16 protein-coding genes are annotated in these 19,009 nt (G+C 69.1%); 12 read left to right on the top strand and 4 right to left on the bottom strand.

Annotated elements, in window-relative coordinates:
• Positions 1 to 2: 2 nt before the first annotated feature.
• Positions 3 to 3,617 (top strand): DNA polymerase III subunit alpha, encoded by a 3,615-nt coding sequence (gene dnaE / locus BLR49_RS00310; RefSeq protein ID WP_092531736.1) that lies wholly within the window; start codon positions 3 to 5, stop codon positions 3,615 to 3,617.
• 141 nt (positions 3,618 to 3,758) lie between these two features.
• Here the strand turns inward: dnaE and BLR49_RS00305 are convergent, their stop codons facing one another.
• Both BLR49_RS00305 and BLR49_RS00300 read right to left on the bottom strand, forming a co-directional pair.
• Positions 3,759 to 4,796, bottom strand: a complete 1,038-nt coding sequence (locus BLR49_RS00305) for a hypothetical protein (RefSeq protein ID WP_092531733.1) — start codon at positions 4,794 to 4,796, stop codon at positions 3,759 to 3,761.
• Between the two features lie 261 nt (positions 4,797 to 5,057).
• Positions 5,058 to 5,294 carry an RNA-binding S4 domain-containing protein gene (locus tag BLR49_RS00300; protein ID WP_092531730.1) on the bottom strand — a complete coding sequence of 79 codons (237 nt, stop codon included), beginning with the start codon at positions 5,292 to 5,294 and terminating at the stop codon, positions 5,058 to 5,060.
• 98 nt (positions 5,295 to 5,392) lie between these two features.
• On the opposite strand from BLR49_RS00300, the gene BLR49_RS00295 reads away from it, so the two are divergent.
• Positions 5,393 to 5,791, top strand: coding sequence for a hypothetical protein (locus BLR49_RS00295; protein WP_092533231.1), 399 nt, complete (start codon positions 5,393 to 5,395; stop codon positions 5,789 to 5,791).
• 34 nt (positions 5,792 to 5,825) lie between these two features.
• Here the strand turns inward: BLR49_RS00295 and BLR49_RS00290 are convergent, their stop codons facing one another.
• Complete coding sequence (locus BLR49_RS00290; RefSeq protein WP_092531727.1) at positions 5,826 to 7,406, bottom strand: xylulokinase; 1,581 nt, start codon at positions 7,404 to 7,406, stop codon at positions 5,826 to 5,828.
• A gap of 278 nt (positions 7,407 to 7,684) precedes the next feature.
• Here BLR49_RS00290 and BLR49_RS00285 point away from each other — a divergent pair, with 278 nt between their 5' ends.
• From BLR49_RS00285 to BLR49_RS13910, 3 genes are all read left to right on the top strand, one after another.
• Positions 7,685 to 8,449 carry a hypothetical protein gene (locus BLR49_RS00285; protein WP_143013660.1) on the top strand — a complete coding sequence of 255 codons (765 nt, stop codon included), beginning with the start codon at positions 7,685 to 7,687 and terminating at the stop codon, positions 8,447 to 8,449.
• Between the two features lie 72 nt (positions 8,450 to 8,521).
• A complete protein-coding gene (locus BLR49_RS00280; RefSeq protein ID WP_092533228.1) occupies positions 8,522 to 8,725 on the top strand; it encodes a CopG family transcriptional regulator in 204 nt (67 codons plus the stop codon).
• A gap of 51 nt (positions 8,726 to 8,776) precedes the next feature.
• Positions 8,777 to 9,094 (top strand): type II toxin-antitoxin system death-on-curing family toxin, encoded by a 318-nt coding sequence (locus BLR49_RS13910; protein WP_342706621.1) that lies wholly within the window; start codon positions 8,777 to 8,779, stop codon positions 9,092 to 9,094.
• 31 nt (positions 9,095 to 9,125) lie between these two features.
• Here the strand turns inward: BLR49_RS13910 and BLR49_RS12925 are convergent, their stop codons facing one another.
• Entirely contained in the window at positions 9,126 to 9,335 is a 210-nt protein-coding gene (locus BLR49_RS12925; protein ID WP_143013659.1) for a hypothetical protein, read from the bottom strand.
• A 132-nt stretch (positions 9,336 to 9,467) separates the two neighbouring features.
• Here BLR49_RS12925 and BLR49_RS00265 point away from each other — a divergent pair, with 132 nt between their 5' ends.
• The 7 genes from BLR49_RS00265 (at position 9,468) to BLR49_RS00235 (ending at position 18,998) form a co-directional block, all read left to right on the top strand.
• Positions 9,468 to 11,873, top strand: coding sequence for a glycoside hydrolase family 3 N-terminal domain-containing protein (locus BLR49_RS00265; RefSeq protein WP_245690249.1), 2,406 nt, complete (start codon positions 9,468 to 9,470; stop codon positions 11,871 to 11,873).
• A gap of 10 nt (positions 11,874 to 11,883) precedes the next feature.
• Complete coding sequence (gene hisD, locus BLR49_RS00260) at positions 11,884 to 13,242, top strand: histidinol dehydrogenase (RefSeq protein WP_092531718.1); 1,359 nt, start codon at positions 11,884 to 11,886, stop codon at positions 13,240 to 13,242.
• 247 nt (positions 13,243 to 13,489) lie between these two features.
• The gene (locus BLR49_RS00255; protein ID WP_092531715.1) at positions 13,490 to 13,762 is read left to right on the top strand and encodes a hypothetical protein; all 273 of its coding nucleotides are present in this window, start codon (positions 13,490 to 13,492) and stop codon (positions 13,760 to 13,762) included.
• Positions 13,759 to 15,135: a glycosyltransferase family 2 protein gene (locus tag BLR49_RS00250; RefSeq protein WP_176765714.1), complete on the top strand. Its 1,377-nt coding sequence runs from the start codon at positions 13,759 to 13,761 to the stop codon at positions 15,133 to 15,135. The genes BLR49_RS00255 and BLR49_RS00250 overlap by 4 nt, the downstream gene beginning before the upstream one ends.
• Positions 15,136 to 15,248: 113 nt before the next feature.
• Positions 15,249 to 15,815 (top strand): hypothetical protein, encoded by a 567-nt coding sequence (locus tag BLR49_RS00245; protein ID WP_245690248.1) that lies wholly within the window; start codon positions 15,249 to 15,251, stop codon positions 15,813 to 15,815.
• A 60-nt stretch (positions 15,816 to 15,875) separates the two neighbouring features.
• A complete protein-coding gene (wecB, locus tag BLR49_RS00240; RefSeq protein WP_245690247.1) occupies positions 15,876 to 17,087 on the top strand; it encodes a non-hydrolyzing UDP-N-acetylglucosamine 2-epimerase in 1,212 nt (403 codons plus the stop codon).
• A complete protein-coding gene (locus BLR49_RS00235) occupies positions 17,088 to 18,998 on the top strand; it encodes a DUF2334 domain-containing protein (RefSeq protein ID WP_092531709.1) in 1,911 nt (636 codons plus the stop codon). It abuts the gene before it with no gap.
• Positions 18,999 to 19,009 lie beyond the last annotated feature (11 nt).

Here is a 19,009-nt window from a genome sequence, read left to right as displayed (position 1 = left end):
ACATGGCAGAGGCGAACGCGGTGCAGGCGGCAGGCGAGCAGACCGACGGCAAGGAGCCCTACGACGACTTCGTCCACCTGCACGTGCACACCGACTACTCCATGCTCGATGGCGCCGGCAAGATCAAGGACTACGTGGCCGAGGCCAAGCGGCTGGGGCAGCGCGCCCTGGCCATCACCGACCACGGCTACATGTTCGGCGCCTACGAGTTCTACGCGGCCGCCAAGAAGGCCGGCATCAAGCCCATCATCGGGGTGGAGGCCTATCTGACCCCGGGCACCTCCCGCTTCGACAAGACCCGCGTGTTCTGGGGGGACGAGTCGCAGCGCTCCGACGACGTCTCCGCCCGCGGCTCCTACACGCACATGACCCTGCTGTCCCACAACGACGAGGGCCTGCACAACCTCATGCGCCTGGACTCCTTCGCCTCCCTGGAGGGGCAGTGGGGCAAGGCGCCCCGCATGGACCGAGAGCTCATCTCCCGCTACTCCAAGGGCCTGATCTCCTCCACCGGGTGCCCCTCCAGCGAGGTACAGACCCGCCTGCGCCTGGGCCAGTGGGACGAGGCCCTGCGCGCCGCCGGCGAGCTGCAGGACATCTTCGGCAAGGACTACTTCTACGTCGAGCTCATGGACCATGGGCTGGAGATCGAGCGCCGCGTCACCAAGGACCTGCTGCGCCTGGCCAAGACCATCAACGCCCCCCTGCTGGCCACCAACGACTCCCACTACGTGCGTCCGGAGGACCGCACCATCCAGGACGCGATGCTGTGCATCAACTCCGGTTCCGTGCTCTCCGACCCCGACCGCTTCAAGTTCGACGGCGACACCTACTACCTGCGCCCCGGCCGGGAGATGCGCGCCCTGTTCAAGGAGATGCCGGAGGCCTGCGACAACACACTGCTGGTGGCCGAGCAGTGCAATGTCAGTTTCCAGACCGTCGACGACGGCGCCTCCTTCATGCCGGTCTTCCCCGTGCCCGAGGGGGAGACCATGGAGTCCTGGTTCATAAGCGAGTGCTGGAAGGGAATGGACCGCCGCTTCCACGGCGACATCCCGGAGGAGTGCCGCAAGCAGGCCGAGTACGAGATCGGCGTCATCGTCCAGATGGGCTTCCCCGGCTACTTCCTGGTAGTGGCCGACTACATCAACTGGGCCAAGCGGCAGGGCATCCGCGTCGGCCCCGGCCGCGGTTCCGGCGCCGGCTCCATGGTGGCCTACGCCATGGGCATCACCGAGCTCAACCCGCTCAACCACGGCCTGATCTTCGAGCGCTTCCTCAATCCCGAGCGCATCTCCATGCCGGATATAGACGTCGACTTCGACGAGCGTCGGCGCGACGAGGTCATCGAGTACGTCAAGCAGAAGTACGGGTCCGACCGCGTAAGCCAGGTGGTGACTTACGGCGTCATCAAGGCCAAGCAGTCGCTCAAGGACTCCTCCCGGGTGATGGGCTACCCCTACGCGGTCGGCGACCGCCTGACCAAGGCCATGCCCCCGGCCATCATGGGCAAGGACATCACCATCAAGGGCATGTTCAATCCCGAGGACCCGCGCTACGGGGAGGCGCAGCAGTTCCGCGACCTGCACGCCGAGGACCCGGACGCGCAGAAGATCGTCGAGCTGGCCAGCGGCCTGGAGGGCATGACCCGCCAGTGGGGCGTGCACGCCTGCGCCGTCATCATGTCCAGCCACACCCTGACCGACATCATCCCCATGATGCAGCGGCTGCAGGACGGCGCCTTCATCACCCAGTTCGACTACCCGACCTGCGAACACCTGGGCCTGCTCAAGATGGACTTCCTGGGCCTGCGCAACCTCACGGTGATCTCCGACGCCCTGGACAACATCGTCGCCAACGGCAAGGAGCCGCTCGACATCGACCACATCGAACTGGACGATCGGGCCACCTACGAGCTGCTGGCCCGTGGCGAGACCCTGGGCGTCTTCCAGCTGGATGGCGGCGGCATGCGCACCCTGCTGCGCCTGATGAAGCCGGACAACTTCGAGGACATCTCCGCCGTCGGCGCCCTGTACCGGCCCGGCCCCATGGGGGCCGAGTCGCACACCAACTACGCCCTGCGCAAGAACGGCCTCCAGGAGATCATCCCCATTCACCCCGAGCTCAAGGAGGCCCTGGAGCCGATCCTGGGGACGACCTACGGTCTGATCGTCTACCAGGAGCAGGTCATGAAGATCGCCACCGACCTGGCGGGCTTCACCATGGGCAAGGCCGACGCGCTGCGCAAGGCGATGGGCAAGAAGAAGATGGACATCCTGGAGAAGATGTTCGTCGAGTTCGAGGCGGGCATGGTCGAGCGGGGCTTCTCCAAGGAGTCCGTCAAGGCCCTGTGGGACGTGGTGGTGCCCTTCGCCAAGTACGCCTTCAACAAGGCGCACTCCGCCGCCTACGGCGTGGTCTCCTACTGGACCGCCTACCTGAAGGCCCACTATCCCACCGAGTACATGGCGGCCCTGCTGACCTCGCAGAAGGACAACAAGGACAAGCTGGGCGTGTACTTGGGCGAGTGCCGCCATATGGGCATCAAGGTGCTGCCGCCGGACGTCAACGCCTCCCGGGCCCAGTTCTCCGCCGTCGGCGACGACGTCCGCTTCGGCCTGGGCGCCATCCGCAACGTCGGCGCCAACGTCGTGGACGCCATCGTGAAGGCCCGCGAGCAGAAGGGCGACTTCACCAGTTTCGAGGACTTCCTCGACAAGGTCCCCGCGGTCGTGTGCAACAAGCGCACCATCGACTCCCTGATCAAGGCCGGCGCCTTCGACACGCTCGGCAAGTCGCGGCGGGCGCTGCAGGCCTGCCACGAGGACTTCGTGGACGAGATCATCGGTGTCAAGCGCAACGAGGCCGCCGGCCAGTTCGACCTGTTCGCCTCCATCATGGGGGACGCCGCCGGCGAGGCCGATGCCGGCTTCGGCTCCGGCCCGGTCTTCTCCTCGGAGGTCCCCGACCTGCCCGAGTGGGACAAGAAGGAGAAGCTCGCCTACGAGCGCGACATGCTCGGCCTGTACGTCTCCGACCACCCGCTGCTGGGCCTGGAGAGTGCCCTGGCCAAGCTGGCGGACACCGAGATCTCCGACCTCATTGAGGACGACGACCGGCCCGACGGCGCCATGGTCACCATCGCCGGCCTGATCACCTCGTTGACCCGCAAGACCACCAAGCAGGGCAACCTGTGGGCGATAGCCCAGATCGAGGACCTGGGCGGAAGCATTGAGGCGCTGTTCTTCCCCTCCACCTACCAGACGGTATCCACCATGCTGGCCCCGGACACGGTCGTGACCCTGCGCGGGCGCCTGAACCGCCGCGACGGCCAGGTCGCCCTGTACGTGCAGGAGATGACGGTGCCGGACGTCTCCAGCGCCACGCATGAGGCGGTCACCATCACCCTGCCCACGAACCGCTGCACCGGCCCGCTGGTGGAGCAGTTCAAGACCGTGCTGGAGAAGCATCCGGGCATGTCCACCGTGCGGCTGACGCTGACGAGCCCGGGGCGCGAGGTGCGCACCCAGCTTGACAACTCCCTGCGCGTTGAGGCATCTGCGGCCTTCTACTCCGACATCAAGGCCCTGCTGGGCCCCGGCTGTCTCAAGCGCTGACGCCTGCTGCGACCCTTTGTGCCCCACTGCGAGCTTTTGTGCCCTGGTGTACGGCGAATACCCGTACACCAGGGCACAAAAGCTCGTACCAGACGGGTTTCGCGTGTGTCAGCGATGAGGTGTCTCGGTGCACTCGGCGGCTTACAGCCACAGGTCCTTTCGGCGTCGTGTCAGCCGTGCCACGCAGGGCGGGAACAAGTCGACCAGCCGTCGCCCCAGGGCCTCACGATCGCGCAGATCGCCCCACTCGACGCGGTGCACCCGCCAGCCGCCGGTGTTGCGCAGCCGCATCTCACGATGCTTCTCATTGCGAAGATCTTCGGCACTGCGGTACTTGCCGTAGCCGTCGAACTCAAGCGCGAGGCGATACTCGGGCCAGGCCAGGTCTAGGAAGTACTCGGTCATTTCGCCGTCGTCGGCCCAGCGCTCCTGAACCTCCGGGGCGGGCAGGCCGACGGCGTGGACCACCCCGCGCAGCACGCTCTCACCGGGAGACTCCGCCCGGGGATCGGCGATGGCTGCGACGGCGCGTGCTCTTTGCTTCCCCGCGCGCGGTCCCTGCCTCTCAATCATTGTTTTCAGCGTGTCGATTGCGGTGTCAGCCGAAAGACCGCCGCCGTAATGACCGGTGAATCGGTCGGGCCGACAGACGGCGCGCAGGGCGGAGTCGACCACCACGATCGCATCCAGGGCCGGCAGGTCGAAGGCGCAGTCCATGGCGGTGCGCAACGGCGTGGTCACCCGTAGGCCGCCGACCACATGGACGTCGCTCGGGGCCGGCGCGGTTGTGGAGCGTACGGCAGCCACGCGCCGACCCGAGTGCCTGCGCGTGCCCTGAGCATATGTCTGCTGGGGCAGGAGCCTGCGTGAGCGCGAGTGATTGTGTGTCACCGCGACGCGGATATCGGGCTCGGCGCTGGGGACGGCGAGGCCCTGGACGGCCGCGGCGGCCTCGTGGGTGAGGCTGATGGCCGAGCGGTGGGCGTGCAGCACGGCTTCGCACCGGGCCAGCGTCACGTACTGCTGCTGCGACCACAGTGGGGCGGCCGAGTCCGGCGGCTGCACGTATGCGCCCCGATCGACTGCGATCAGGTCGTCCCTGCCGCGTAGGGAGCGGCGCGTGCGCTCCGAGGTGAACGTCATGGGCGGCAGTGGCGGGGGCATCGGGTAGTACTGCATGGGACAAGCGTGCGGCGGCAGCGGGGTATGGATGCCGGGCGCTGTTGATGGGATGCGCGGGAGGGTGTCGCGAGTACTCCCTGTGGACGCGGGTGACGTGGGCGGCCGTGTCAGCGCCCGCCTCGGGCACCGCCCACTGCGAGCTTTTGTGCCCTGGTGTACGGCGAATACCCGTACACCAGGGCACAAAAGCTCGCACCACAGGGACTCGGCGCTGTCGGGTGAGGCACGCGGCTTGTTCGAGTCGCCGAGTCCAGGTGCTCAGGATGCGGTCACCACGGCGCCGGCCGCGCCCGTCGGCAGGTCCACCACGACGACGTCCCCGTCGGCCAGGCGGTGCCCCCGCCTGGTCTCAACCTCACCGTTGACCGTGACATCGCCGGACTGAATGGCTATACGGGCCTCGGCACCGTCCTCGACGAGGCCGGCGAGCTTGAGGAACTGCCCGAGCTTGATCTCGCCGGAGACTGTGACGGAGGGGAACGTGGAGGTGGCCATGTCCCTATCTTTGCAGGCGTCGGTGGTGCTGCGCGGACTTGTGCGTGCCGCCGCCTGCCTGAGCCTGAGTCTGGCAGGATGGACGGGTGTCGGCAGCCATGAGCGGAGCATCGCCAGAACCCGGACCGTCCCGGGACGGAGAACTCGCGCTGACCGTGGGGCAGCGGTATCCGGTGGGGGAGCGCATGCACACGCTGACACCGCGCCTGGCCGAGGCGGTGGCGCGCTCGCGCGCGGTGCTCATCGATGTCGCCGCGCACGGCGAGGTCATCACCTACGGCGAGCTCAGCGAGGCGATTCGCGGGGCCGTCCTGCCGCGGCACATGGGTCCGCTGCTGCATCTGCTCGGGCACGACTGCACCGAGCGCGGGGAGCCGATGCTGCCGGCTCTGGTGATCAACCAGGCCAAGGGCGAGGTCGGTACCGACGACGACGCCTGGGCCGGCCCTGAGCGCAGTGCCTGCTGGGAGTACTGGGCCCAGACAAGACGGGCGTGAGGACTACTCCGACTGCGGCTTCGCGCAGTGAGTCTCAGAAAGCCTCGGCGGCGGCCCTCTCCACCGGCAGCGCGGCAATGAAACGGTCCAGGTAGCGGGCGTACTCGGCGACCTCCGCGGGGGTGGGGGCGATGGTAGTGACTGCCAGGTCGGCGAAGATGCGCTCGTCCAGGTAGTCCTCCAGGGGCAGGCCCTCGCTCCACAGGAGGTAGCCGGACAGCAGGGCCATGCCCCAGGCACCGCCCTCGGTGGCCGCCTGCCCCACGGACACCGGGGTATCGAAGGCCGCCGCCAGTACGCGCTGGGGGATCTCGGGAGTCTTGAAGATGCCGCCGTGGGCGAACATCGAGTCGATCGGAACATCCTCGCTCTGCTTGAGGATCTTCACCCCGTATGCCATCGAGGCGAAAGCGGCGAACAGGTGCGCACGCATCAGCCCCGCCAGCGACAGCACTCCCTCTGGACGGCGGACAACCAGCGGCCGCCCCTCGGCCAGCCCCACCAGGTGTTCGCCAGAAAGGTAGTTGTAGGACAGCACCCCCGAGTCGTCCAAATCGCCCTCGGCGGCGGCGCCCAGGAGGACGTCGAACAGCGGGCCACGCTGGACGGGATGACCGATTGCTTCGGCGAATTGGGAGAAGACCTCCACCCAGGCGTTCAAGTCCGAGGTGCAATTGTTGGAGTGCGCCATGGCCACCGGAGCGCCGGACGGGGTGGCCACCAGGTCGATCTGCTCCACCAGGCTGCGCAGGGGATGGTCCAGCACGATCATGGCGAAGGCGCTGGTGCCCGCTGACACGTTGCCCGTGCGGGGACGCACGGAGTTGGTAGCCACCATGCCGGTGCCGGCGTCGCCCTCCGGCGGGCACAGCCGCGCCCCGGGCCGGAGCGTGCCGGTGGGGTCCAGCAGGTACGCGCCCTCGGGGGTCAACTGGCCGGCCTCCTGCCCGGCCACCGCCACCTCCGGCAGGATGTCGGACAGTCGCCACGGCATCTCCACCAGGCGGTCGAAGGCGGCTAGCATGTCGGCGTCGAAGGAGCGCCCGTCCGGGCCGATGGGGAACACGCCGGAGGCCTCGCCCACACCCAGCACGTGCCTTCCGGTGAGCCGGTAGTGGACGTAGCCGGCCAGCGTGGTGAGGCGGGCGATGCGGGTCACGTGCCCCTCGCCGTGGGTGATGGCGTGGTGCAGGTGCGAGATCGACCACCGCTGCGGGATGTTCAGCCCGAACAACTCCGACAGGGTGTGGGAGGAGTCCTGGGTGAAGGTGTTGCGCCAGGTCCGGAAGGGCACCAGCAGCTCCCCTTTTGCGTCCAGGGGGAGGTATCCGTGCATCATCCCGGAGATCCCGATTGCCCCGACTTCGGTGAGCGGGGCGCCATAGCGCTCCCGATAACGGTGTGCCAGGTCGGCATAGGCGGCCCGCAGTCCGGTGACGACGGCGTCCATCGAGTAGGTCCACACCCCGTCGACCAGCTCGTTGTCCCAGGTGTGACCGCCGTCAGCCAGTACGGTCCCGGTCGCGTCGATCAGCACCGCCTTGATGCGAGTGGAGCCGAACTCGACGCCGAGGGCGGCACGGGTCGGGTCGATGTCTGCGGTGGCTGGGGTCATGTGCTGCTCCGTTGCTCGTCCGCTTCGCGCGGTGGTTTCTGGCTTCGCCGCCGGGTGCGTCCTCGCACCGAGCGGTTGGCTTTGACAGTCATGATAGAGCCCGCGACCACCGAATGTGAACGTTCACTGCATAGCTGGCGGCCGGGCGCTCGGCTCGAGCCGGGCGCAGTCGCGCGGCCGTGGTGCGGGCCCAGTCCCAACCATGCGGGACCGCCGCTCTCGGTGCCGGCGCGTAAGCGCATCCGATTCATGTCCGACCTCGCGCATACGGTCCGCACATGAATGACTCCCGCTCGCCCGGCGCATCTGCGGCCGACCGCCGTGCCGGGGCATCCCCCGGCGGTCGGCAGCCACCCCGGTCGACGGCGGCGGTGCCCTGGCTGATCGACGCCGGGCTGGTGCTCCCCACCGTGCTGGTCACGCGCGCCGGCCCGCATACGGCTTTCGTGCGCGTGTTCCCGCTTGTGGCGACGCCGCAGGTGCAGAGCGCGGGGAGGCGGCTCGGATATCCCCTCGAGCGCCTCCTGCCCGAGGCCGACTGGCTGCTCTGGAACGATTCCGGCGGTCTGACCGACCCGCGTATCGGGGCCCTTGCGGACGCATTCAATCGGGGTGGAGTGCGCGCCTTCGCCTACGCGGGCGCGGGGCCGCCCGCCCGCATGGGCGCCGAGGGCTGCGGCCGGCTGCATAGGCTCGGGGAGATTCATCCCGCAGCGGAGGACGGCACGGTGTTCGTGGAGCTGGTGCTGCACGATCCGCTGTTCAGTGACACCCCCGAGTCGCCTCCGTCCGCGCAGACGGTCGTCTATGGTCCCGCGCAGGACTTGGAGCTGCTGCAGGAGGTGGCGGGGGAGCGCTTCGTCATAGAACCGGTGCCGGAGATCGGGGGAGTCGCTGCGCTGCAGATCGAGCACACGGAGGTGGCGGCCGGCCTGACCAGCCTGGAGGCCCTGGTGGCCGAGCTCGACGCCGCCCTGCGGGACAGCGGCCTACAAGGTCCTATACACGTTATCGACCGGCGGGGCGTGTCGGGCGGCGGCTGAGTGGACCGAGGATCGGTGGCCTTGGCCTCGGAAGGCGCTATGTCTTTGCCGCCAGAGTGGTATCACCCCCTCGTGGCAATGACTTTGCGGCTGAATAAGAGCCGGGACCGTCTTCTCACCGAGCTGGCCGCGTCCCAGAATGCTTCCAAGCAGGAGGCGGCAGCGCGCGCCATTGTGGAGACGGCCGAGCGTCATTTGCACCAGGACCGGGTCGCCGAGCTGTCTGAACAGGCTCGCGCCCGTTACGCCGGCCTGCTCCGGAGGCTCGGAGATTGATCGCACGTTTCCTTGACTTGGAGGATCTGCTCGCACTCGCCTCAGACCTCGGTGTGCCGAACGTGCGGGATCTGGGGATGCTGGCCGCCGCGGCCCAGCGGCCGACAACAGCCCCTTTACGGGCACGACGCGTACTCGAGCCTGGCGGCTAAAGCAGCCGTGCTTCTAGAGTCAGTGGTGCGCAACCACGCCCTCGTGGATGGGAATAAACGTCTTGGATGGCTTTGTCTGGTCGTCTTCCTCGGTCTCAACGGATTTGCGCTGGATGGTGAGGATGACGAAGCCTACGACCTCGTGGTCTCAGTCGCGATGGGGCGAATTGAGCGGCGGCGGGTGGCGGACTGGCTCGGTGAGCAGGGAGTTCCCTGAATCAGTGCCCAATTCGACGGTTCACCAGGTCTCATGCCGCAGCGATAATGCCTGTCGAGCTCCGCAACGGCTCCAGCCCGGTGCGGTGCAACAGTTCCTTGAGGCGGCGCATGAGAATGCGGTGGTCAGTTACCAGGCGCCTGGTCATCTGCCCCTCGCGCCACTGGGCGGCGGCCTGAGGCAGCGCAGCGCTGCGCCGTGACCGGTTGCCCAGTGCCGTCGCCCCCAGGCCGGCGGCCACGAACAGTGGCGAGTAGAAGCAGAAGGTGCTGGACTGCCAGCAGGTGACCCCCTGCCCATAGAGCCTGGAGTGGTGCGCCGGACCGTGCGATGCTTGGTGGTGGCCGCTGCGTCGTCTTGCGAAGGAGCCCTCGTGTCCACCGACCCCGAATCCCGCCCTGCCCCGCTCACCGCTCCCGATGACGCGGAACCCGCCGTCACGCTCCACCCCCAGCCCGACGGCCCCACCCTGGGGGTCACCTCGGCGCCGGTGATCGAGGTCGACGGCCACCTGTTCAAGGACCTGGCCCGCACCGGGAAGCTGCTGCCGTACGAGGACTGGCGGCTGCCCGCCGCGCAGCGTGCCGCCGACCTCGCCTCGCGCCTGAGCCTGGAGGCCATCGCCGGACTCATGCTCTACTCGCCGCACCAGCCCGTCCCCAATCCCGGAGCCGGTCCCTTCGCCGGCACCTACGGGGGCCGCTCCTACCTGGAGGCGGCCGTGCCCGCCTGGGCGCTGACCGACCAGCAGCGCACCATGCTCACCGCCGACCACGTCCGCCACATCCTCGCCTTCACCCTCCAGGACGCGGGCACGGCCGCCCGCTGGAACAACGGCATGCAGGCGCTGGCGGAGTCGCAGCCGCTGGGCGTGCCCGTGGGCATCTCCACCGACCCGCGCAACGGCGCCGCCGAGGCCTCCGGGGCCGAGTTCGCCACCTCCGCCGCCGACGTCTCCCGCTGGCCGGAGGGCCTGGGCATGGCGGCCCTGTTCGACCCCGAGCGCGTGCGGCAGTACGCCGCGATCATCTCCCGCGAGTACCGCGCCCTGGGTATCACCACGGCGCTCGGTCCCCAGATCGACATCGCCACCGACCCGCGCTGGATGCGGCTGCAGGACACCTGGGGCCCGCACTCCGGCCTGGTCACCGACTACACGCGCGCCTACTGCGACGGCATGCAGACCACCCCCGGTGGCGGCGAGGGGGCGGCCTTCGGCCTGACCGCCACCCGGGCCGACGCCGACCTGCCCCCGGCCGCCGCCTGCATCGCCGACCCCGGCTGGGGCAGCGCCTCGGTGGCCACCATGGTCAAGCACTGGCCCGGCGGCGGCACCGGCGAGGGCGGCCGCGACGCCCACTACGGCTTCGGCAAGTTCGCCGTCTACCCCGGCGGCAACGAGGCCGAGCACCTGCGCGCCTTCACCGAGGCCGCCTTCCACCTCGATGGTCCAACCGGAACCGCCGGCGCCGTCATGCCCTACTACACGATCTCCTGGCACTACCGCACCCCCGACGGGCAGGTCGTCAACGGCGGAGCGCAGACGCCGCGCGCCAACGCCTACCAGCGCACCATCGTCCAGGGCATGCTGCGCGAGCGCTACGGCTTCGACGGCGTGGTGTGCACCGACTGGGGCATCACCGCCGACCCCGACCCGGAGATCGACCACTTCGGCCAGCGCTGCTACGGCGTGGAGGACCTGGACGTCGCCGACCGCCACCGGCTGGCCATCGACAACGGCATTGACCAGTTCGGCGGCAACAGCCAGGCCGCCCCCATCATTGAGGCATATCGCCGCCTCGTCGAACGGGACGGCGAGACCGCGGCCCGCGCCCGCTTCGAGGCCTCCGCCGCGCGCCTGCTACGGGTCTTCTTCCGCGCCGGACTGTTCGAGAACCCCTATCTCGATCCGGCCGCCTCCACCGCCGTCGTCGGCTGTGACGCCTTCACGGCCGCCGCCCGTGCCGCCCAGCGCGACAGCCTGGTCCTGCTCAAGAACCAGCGCGCCGCAGTCGGCTCCGACGAGACTCTCGACGATGCCTCCGTGCTGCCGCTCGGCCCCGGCGTGCGCCGTGTGTGGGTGCCCACCCGGCATGTGGACGCCCAGCCGGGCTTCATGCGCGGGGGAGAGCCCGCCCGCGACATCGACCCCTTCGACGCCGCCGCCTGCCCCTGGGCGCGCGCCGACAACCCGCAGGAGGCCGATGCCGCCGTCGTCTTCATCGAGAGCCCGCTGTCCGACCCCTACTCGACGGCGGACCGCGAGGCCGGAGGCAACGGCTACCTGCCGCTCACCCTCCAGTACCGGCCCTACACGGCCACCTCTGCCCGCGCCCGCTCGCTGGCCGCCGGAGACTTCCGCGAGACCGGCGACCGTGCCTACCGCGGCAAGACCAACCGGGCCGCCAACGAGACCGACCTGGACGCGGTCCTCGCCGCCCGGGAACTGCTGGGGACCCGGCCCGTCATCGTGGTGGTGCGCATGCACAACCCGGCGGTGCTGGCCGAGCTGGAGCCCTACGCCGACGCGATCGTCGTCGACTTCGGCGTGCAGCAGCAGGCCGTGTGGGAGCTGCTGGCTGGAGTATTCGAGCCCAGCGGCCTGCTGCCGATCACCCTGCCGGCCTCCATGGACGCCGTAGAGACGCACTGCGAGGACCTGCCCTTCGACTACCCGGCCTACACCGACGCCGTCGGCCACGCCTATGCCTTCGGCTACGGCCTGAGCTGGTCGGGGGTCATCGAGGACGAGCGCACTCGCCGCTACCGGAACCGGTAGGCTCCCCCCCATGCTCCTCAACCGCATCGACCTGCGCGACTCCAACCTGACGCCCCGGGAACTGGCCGCGGCCCTGCCGCGCGCCGACCAGGACGTCGCCGCCGCCCTGGAGGCCGTCTCCGGCACCATCGCCGACGTGCGCGAACGCGGAGCCGCCGCCCTGCGCGATGCCGCCGAGCGCTTCGACCACGTGCGCCCTACCCACCTGCGCGTGCCCGCGGCGGCCCTGCAGGAGGCCCTGGAGGGCCTGGACCCGGCGGTCCGCGAGGCGCTGGAGCTGTCCATCGCCCACAACCGCGCCGGGCACGCCGCTCAGCTGCCCACCGAGCGCGACACCGAGATCATCCCCGGCGGCCACGTGCTTCAGCGCTGGATTCCCGTGCGCCGCGTGGGCCTGTACGCTCCCGGAGGCCTGGCCGTCTACCCCAGCTCGGTGGTGATGAACGCCGTCGCCGCCCAGGTGGCGGGCGTGGAGCAGATCGCCCTGGCCTCCCCGCCGCAGCCCGACTTCGACGGCCTGCCGCACCCCACCGTGCTGGCCGCCTGCGCACTGCTGGGCATCACCGAGGTCTACGCGGCCGGAGGCGCCCAGGCCATCGCCCTGTTCGCCTACGGAGCCGACGCCGCCGACGACGTCGACCGCGCCGACTCCCTGGCCGCGGGCGGCGACGGGCGCACCCTGTGCGAGCCGGTGGACGTCGTCGCCGGGCCCGGTAACGTGTACGTGGCCGCCGCCAAGCGGGCCGTGCGCGGAACCGTCGGCATCGATGCCGAGGCCGGCCCCACCGAGATCGCCGTCGTCGCGGACTCGGGCGCCGACCCCGAGTACGTCGCCGCCGACCTGCTCTCGCAGGCCGAGCACGACCCCAACGCCGGCTCCGTCCTGATCACCGACTCCCCCCGGCTGGCGGACGCCGTTGATGCCGCGCTGGCCCGCCGTCTGGACGCGACCCGCCACCGCGAGCGCGCCCGCACCGCCCTGACCGGTGCTCAGTCCGCGATCGTGCTGGTGCGGGATCTGGACCAGGCCGTGGAGGTCGCCGATGCCTATGCCGCTGAGCACCTGGAGATCCAGACCAGCGACGCGGCCGCCGTCGCCCGCCGCATCCACAATGCCGGCGCCATCTTTGTGGGCCCGTACTCCCCGGTGCCGCTGGGCGACTACCTGGCCGGCTCCAACCACGTGCTGCCCACCGGCGGCACCGCGCGCTTCGCCGCCGGGCTGAACGTCATGGCCTACCTGAAGCCGGTCCAGGTGATCGACTACGACGCCGGTGCGCTGGGGGCCATGACCGCTCCGCTGACGGCGCTGGCCGAGTCCGAGAACCTGCCCGCCCACGGCGAGGCGGCCCGAGCCCGGCGGTGCTGAAATAGCGATGCGGAATTGAGGGCGCTGAATTGGCGGGCGCTAATTCAGACATCGCTTGCATGAATCCAGGTTGTCTCATTCAACGGGGAGACTGGCGAATAGGAGATGCCGCACATCTGCGGTATTGGCAGGCGTTCACGACGGTATTCCCGGCTGATCCGTGCTAGCCTGAAATGGCAGGCGCACAAGGTCGCCCCTGACATTCCTTGTGTGCTGCCCCCTGATCCCCTGTCCCTGATGAGTTGGCATGCCCTGTTTACTGTTTGCGCCCGGTGTCGGCTACCCGGATTCCGGCGGGTTCCCTGGAGGATTGCAGATCCTCGCCCGCGTGCTGCTCGACTTGGCGGGCTTCGGATTCCTTCTGATCGCCCTGGTCTTCGTCGTGCTCAACGTCTATGGCGCCTGGAGTGTGCGCCGCAGACGTCGCGCCGACTGTGAGGAGGCGGGGGCGACGTCGCCGCGCAGGACCGTGGCGCTGCTGCCCACCGACCAGCCGTCGTCGGAAGCGGGAGCGGCATGATCGCGACGCAGTACGTTTGGAGCTTCGGCGGCGCAGACCTCCTGGCGGGCCTGGATACGGTTGGCATGCTCGGGGCCGTCGCCATGGTGGCCGTGGCACTGACCTACATGCTGGTGCTGGCCTGTGCTGCCCACATCCTGACCGGCAGGCGCAAGCGCGCCGGGCAAGGGGATCGATCACCACGGCCGTTACAGCATCCCGTGGGGAAGCCACTGCAGATCGTGGTGCTGATGCCCTGCCTCAACGAGGCCGCGGTGATCGGGCCGTCGGTGGCCCGTCTGCTGGAGGACCCCAATCCGGCGCTGCACGTCCTGGTGATTGACGACGGGTCGGATGACACGACGAGCGAGATCGTGAGCGCCATCGCCGACCCGCGCGTGGCGCTGTTGCGACGCGATCCGCCCAACGCCCGGCAGGGAAAGGGCGAGGCGCTGAACCACGCCGTGGAGATCATTCGTGAGCGTTACCGGGATATCGATCCCGAGTACGTCATCGTCGGCGTCGTCGACGCCGACGGACACCTCGACCCGACCGCCTGGGAGGTGGTGCGCGGCGCCTTCCGCGACCAGACCGTGGGCGCCGTCCAGCTCGGCGTGCGCATCTCCAACCGCCGCGCCTCGCTGCTGGCCCGGATGCAGGACATCGAGTTTGTCACCTTCACCTCGATCTTCCAGCAGGGGCGCCGCCGCATGCGGAGCGTCGGCATGGGCGGAAACGCCCAGTTCGTGCGGCTGGCTGCGCTGAACGCGCTGGGGAGGAGCCCCTGGACACGATCCCTGACGGAGGACTTCGACCTGGGAATCCGGCTCAACGGCACCGGATGGGTCAACGAGTTCAGGGGCGACGCCGCAGTGCATCAGGAGGGCGTGACCTCCCTGCGGCGGCTGATTCGCCAGCGCACCCGCTGGTTCCAGGGCAATCTGCAGGCCCGGAGCCTGCTGGGCTTCATCGCCCGGCGCCTAAGGGGCCGCGCCCGTGCCGACACCCTGTGGCAGGTTCTGAGCCCCTACCTGCTGCTGGCCGGCTCCCTACTGGTCATCTCGTTCCTGCTGATGCTGGCGCTGTGCGTCATCAATGTGATTCGCGGTGTGCCGCAGCAGTGGTCGTGGGTGCCCGGCACGTATCTGCTGGCCTTCGGGCCGTCATACCTGTATGCCCTGGTGTATTGGCTGTATGAGCCTGACGAGGGCGCGGGGCCCGTGCGCTGCGCGGCGTGGTGCCACCTCTTCGTGCTCTATGGACTGCTCGCAGGAGTCTTCGGCTGGCGAGCGCTGGCGCGTGAGTTCCTGGGCAGGTCCGGCTGGGCCAAGACAGCCCGCGAGGCGGAACACGGTTCCGTTCCCGAAGTGATCGCTCAGGAGGCGCAACCATGACCGGAACCGCTGGAAGGCCCCGTCGACGGCGCCCGAGCAAGCTGTCCGCCGCGGTATTGGTAATTGTTCTGGCAGCGACCTTGATGGCCGCCGGGCTCGTCAGAGGTGAGGACATGAACTGCACGGCCTGGGGGCTGGTATTCGACGGGTACGGCTCGGCGTCGTGCCGCGGCAAGACGGTGAGCCTCAGTCCGGCTCCCGCGACCGCGGCGGACGAGACCCACGCGGGGCTGGCCGCCTCACGCGAGGTCAGCGTCGCCCCGGGACGGGTCACGGCCTTCGACGCGACCATGCTCACCCGCAGGCAGCTTCGGCGGGGCGGTGCCCCCAATCCGTGGGAGGTCGCCTGGCTGATATGGAGCTATCAGGACAACGACCATTTCTATGCGCTCGTACTCAAGCCCAACGGCTGGGAGGTGTCCAAACAGAATCCCGCCTATCCCGGCAAGCAGCAGTTCCTGGCCTCCGGCAACACTCCACGCTTCCCCGTCGGCCAGGAGCATCACGTGGCCATCAGCATCGACACCACCGCGAAGGGCAGAATGACTGCCACCATCACGGTGGAGGGCGAGCATCTGGTTTCCGTGACCGACACCGATTCCCCCTACCGATCCGGTGCCGCAGCCGCCTACACCGAGGACGCCGAAGTCGACGTGACGATAACGCCGTCCGAGCCCTGAGCAGATATCTCATTCACAAGGCCAGTCTCGTCCATAACCCTGAAACCCCTGAGGAGACACATGCAAAACACCTTGGCCACCACCGCGGCGGGCGCCCGCCCACGCGTGATGCTGGTGTACGGAACCAGGCCCGAGGCCATCAAGATGGCCCCACTGGTGCGCGCCCTGCAGCACGACGAGCGTTTCGAGCCGGTAGTCGTCGTCACCGGCCAGCATCGCGAAATGCTCGACCAGGTCAATGACTTCTTCGGCATCACCCCGGACATGGATCTCGACATCCACAGCCCCGGCCAGAGCCTGACGCAGGTAACCGTGGGGACACTGGAGGGGGTGGAGCGCGCCATTGAGCAGCTCGGCCCCGACCTGCTGGCGGTCCAGGGTGACACCACCTCCGCATTCGCCGCCGGCCTGGCGGGCTTCTACCACCAGGTGCCGGTGGCGCACGTGGAGGCCGGGCTGCGCACCGGCTCCATCGCCTCCCCGTACCCCGAGGAGGCCAACCGGCGGCTGCTGACGCAGGTCGCCTCCCTGCACCTGTGCCCTACCGCGCTGGCCCGCGACAACCTGCTGCGGGAGAACACTGATGCCGCAGACGTCGTAGTCACCGGCAACACCGTCATCGACGCATTGCTGGAGGCCGTGGCCAGGCCGGTGCCCTTCACCGATCCCGCCCTGGCCGAGGCCACGGCCGATAGCCGTCGACGAGTGGTGCTGGTGACCGCGCACCGCCGTGAGTCGTGGGGGCGGCCGATGCAGGCGATTGGTCGTGCAGTCGCCCGCGTGGCGCGCGCGCACCCCGACGACCTCGTGGTGCTGCCCGCCCACCGCAACCCCAAGGTGCGGGCGGCGATCCTGCCGCATATCGAGGGCTTGGACAACGTGGTCATCACCGAGCCGCTGGAGTACGGGCAGTTCTGCACACTCATGAACCGCGCCCACCTGGTGCTCACCGATTCCGGTGGGGTGCAGGAGGAGGCGCCGGCCCTGTCCAAGCCGGTCCTGGTGATGCGGGAGAACACCGAGCGTCCGGAGGCCGTCGGCTTCGGGGTGGCCCGACTCGTCGGCACCGATGAGGAGACGATTGTCCAGGCCGTCGGCACCCTGCTGGACGACGCCGATGCCCACGCCCGCATGGCGAATGCGGCCAACCCGTACGGTGATGGGCGGGCGTGCTCCCGCATCACCGCCGCCATGGCAGCGTTGACCGGTGTTGGCGAGCGGGTGCCGGACTTCACCCCTGAAAGAGCCACTTCCATCACCGAGGAGAACTGAATGCTTCCCCGATCCCTGAATCGGCGCCGCGGCGCCGCCTTCGGCCTGATGCTGGCGGCCGCTCTCCTGGTGCCCGCCACCACCGGACCCGCCGTGACCGCCGTCGCGGTGGAGACCGAACCGGCCGTGACCCCGGTCGACATCACTGAGGAAGCGGCGGTCGAGGCGCCGCCGGAGCCCGCGGCCGCCGCCGAGCAGCAGCTGCCGCTGGTTGCCGCAGGCGTGGTCGACGAGGCGGAGTTGGCCCAACCGGTCGAGGCCGCCGACGCGGACGCCGAGGTGCGCGACCTGCCGGCCAATGCCGCCCTGCCGGCCTCGGCCCGCACCTTCTCCACTGAGCAGGCCGGCCCGGCCCGTACCCTCGTCCTGTTCGACTCGACCGGCCCCTACGCCCATCTCGGCGAGTACTACGCTTTGGGCATGGGCATGCTGGCCTCTCACTCGGGCACGGTGACGGCCATGCCGGTGGCCGACTATGTCGCGGGCCTGGCCGGCTCCTTCACCGCAGTCATCTACTCCGGATCCACCTATGACGAGCCGTTGCCCCGGGCCTTCATCGAGGACGTCCTCACCGGCGACGTGCCGGTGCTGTGGTCCGGCTTCAACATCTGGCAGCTGGCGGCCGACACCCAGGACCGCGCCACCTTCACCACCCGGTATGGCTGGGACGCGGCCGGTTCGTACATCGACTCCACCGACACGGTCACCAGCGTCACCTACAACGGGCAGGACCTGACCCGCAACGCCCTCAACACCGGCGGTATCCTCGCCCCCCGGATCACCAGCCCGGAGCAGGTCACGGTGCTGGGGACCGCCAACTGCTCCGACGCGGCGGGCACGGCCACCGACTGCGCGTCCATTGCGCAGTCGACCGGCAGCTCCTTCCCCTGGGCCGTGAAGTCCGGAAACCTCACCTACATCGGCGAGATCCCCCTGTCCTACCTCTCGGAGCGGGACCGCTACCTGGCCGCCGCAGACATCGTGCTCGACATCCTCCAGCCCGAGGCCGCCACCATCCGGCAGGCGGCCGTGCGGATCGAGGACGTCAGCCCCGCTACCACGGGCACGGAACTGCGCACCATCGTCGACTACCTGGTCGGGGCGGGGGTCCCGTTCCAGATCGCCGTCGTGCCCGTGTACACCGACCCGGGCGGGGTCTACAACGACTCGGTCCCCGAAACCCTCACCCTGGTGGACAATCCGGAACTGGTTGAAGTGCTCGCCTACGCCGTCGCCAATGGCGGCACCCTGATCCAGCACGGCACCCGCCACCAGTTCTCCGACTTGAGCAATCCCTACAACGCGGTGAGCACGGACGACTTCGAGTTCATCCGCTCCTGGTGCACAGACTTGAACGACAACACCGCGCCGGCGGTTACCTGTGCCAACGACTCCTGGGTGCAGATCGGCGGCGACCTGTCCGGCACCGGCACCGCCTGGGCCGCCCAGCGGGTGCTGGAGGGCCGAGCCGTCTTCACCCAGGTCGGTCTACCCGAGCCGACGGTATTCGAAACGCCCCACTACGCGGCCACGGCCGCCGCCTACAACGGCATTAACCAGGTCTATCAGGTGCGCTACGAGCGCGAGCTCCTGCACGCGGGCCTGCTGACCGGCGGAACCGGCGGAAGCTTCGACTACTTCGGTCAGTTCTTCCCCTACGCCGTCAATGACCCCTACGGCAGCCATGTGCTGCCGGAGAACCTGGGCAATGTGGAACTGGAGTCCTACAACCAGCACCCGCCGCGCCTGCCCGCGGACATCGTGGCCGCGGCGCACGCGAACCTGGTGAACACCCACGCCACAGCCAGCTTCTTCTTCCACCCCTACTACGACGTCTCGCTCTTGCAGGAGATCGTCGAGGGCGTCCGCGCGGAGGGCTATACCTTCGTACCCGCCACCGAGCTGAGATGACACGGACCGCA

Origin of the sequence: Actinomyces ruminicola, from assembly GCF_900103885.1 — a bacterium.
Classification (GTDB): Bacteria; Actinomycetota; Actinomycetes; order Actinomycetales; family Actinomycetaceae; genus Actinomyces; species Actinomyces ruminicola.
Note: the sequence above shows the minus strand (reverse complement) of the source record. Positions and strands in the feature narration are given on the sequence as shown.

Coding starts and splice junctions, on each gene's coding strand:
- dnaE (WP_092531736.1), top strand. CDS start 3: ATGGCAGAGGCGAACGCGGTGCAGGCGGCAGGCGAGCAGACCGACGGC.
- BLR49_RS00305 (WP_092531733.1), bottom strand. CDS start 4,796: ATGCAGTACTACCCGATGCCCCCGCCACTGCCGCCCATGACGTTCACC.
- BLR49_RS00300 (WP_092531730.1), bottom strand. CDS start 5,294: ATGGCCACCTCCACGTTCCCCTCCGTCACAGTCTCCGGCGAGATCAAG.
- BLR49_RS00295 (WP_092533231.1), top strand. CDS start 5,393: ATGAGCGGAGCATCGCCAGAACCCGGACCGTCCCGGGACGGAGAACTC.
- BLR49_RS00290 (WP_092531727.1), bottom strand. CDS start 7,406: ATGACCCCAGCCACCGCAGACATCGACCCGACCCGTGCCGCCCTCGGC.
- BLR49_RS00285 (WP_143013660.1), top strand. CDS start 7,685: ATGAATGACTCCCGCTCGCCCGGCGCATCTGCGGCCGACCGCCGTGCC.
- hisD (WP_092531718.1), top strand. CDS start 11,884: ATGCTCCTCAACCGCATCGACCTGCGCGACTCCAACCTGACGCCCCGG.
- BLR49_RS00255 (WP_092531715.1), top strand. CDS start 13,490: ATGCCCTGTTTACTGTTTGCGCCCGGTGTCGGCTACCCGGATTCCGGC.
- BLR49_RS00250 (WP_176765714.1), top strand. CDS start 13,759: ATGATCGCGACGCAGTACGTTTGGAGCTTCGGCGGCGCAGACCTCCTG.
- BLR49_RS00245 (WP_245690248.1), top strand. CDS start 15,249: ATGAACTGCACGGCCTGGGGGCTGGTATTCGACGGGTACGGCTCGGCG.
- wecB (WP_245690247.1), top strand. CDS start 15,876: ATGCAAAACACCTTGGCCACCACCGCGGCGGGCGCCCGCCCACGCGTG.
- BLR49_RS00235 (WP_092531709.1), top strand. CDS start 17,088: ATGCTTCCCCGATCCCTGAATCGGCGCCGCGGCGCCGCCTTCGGCCTG.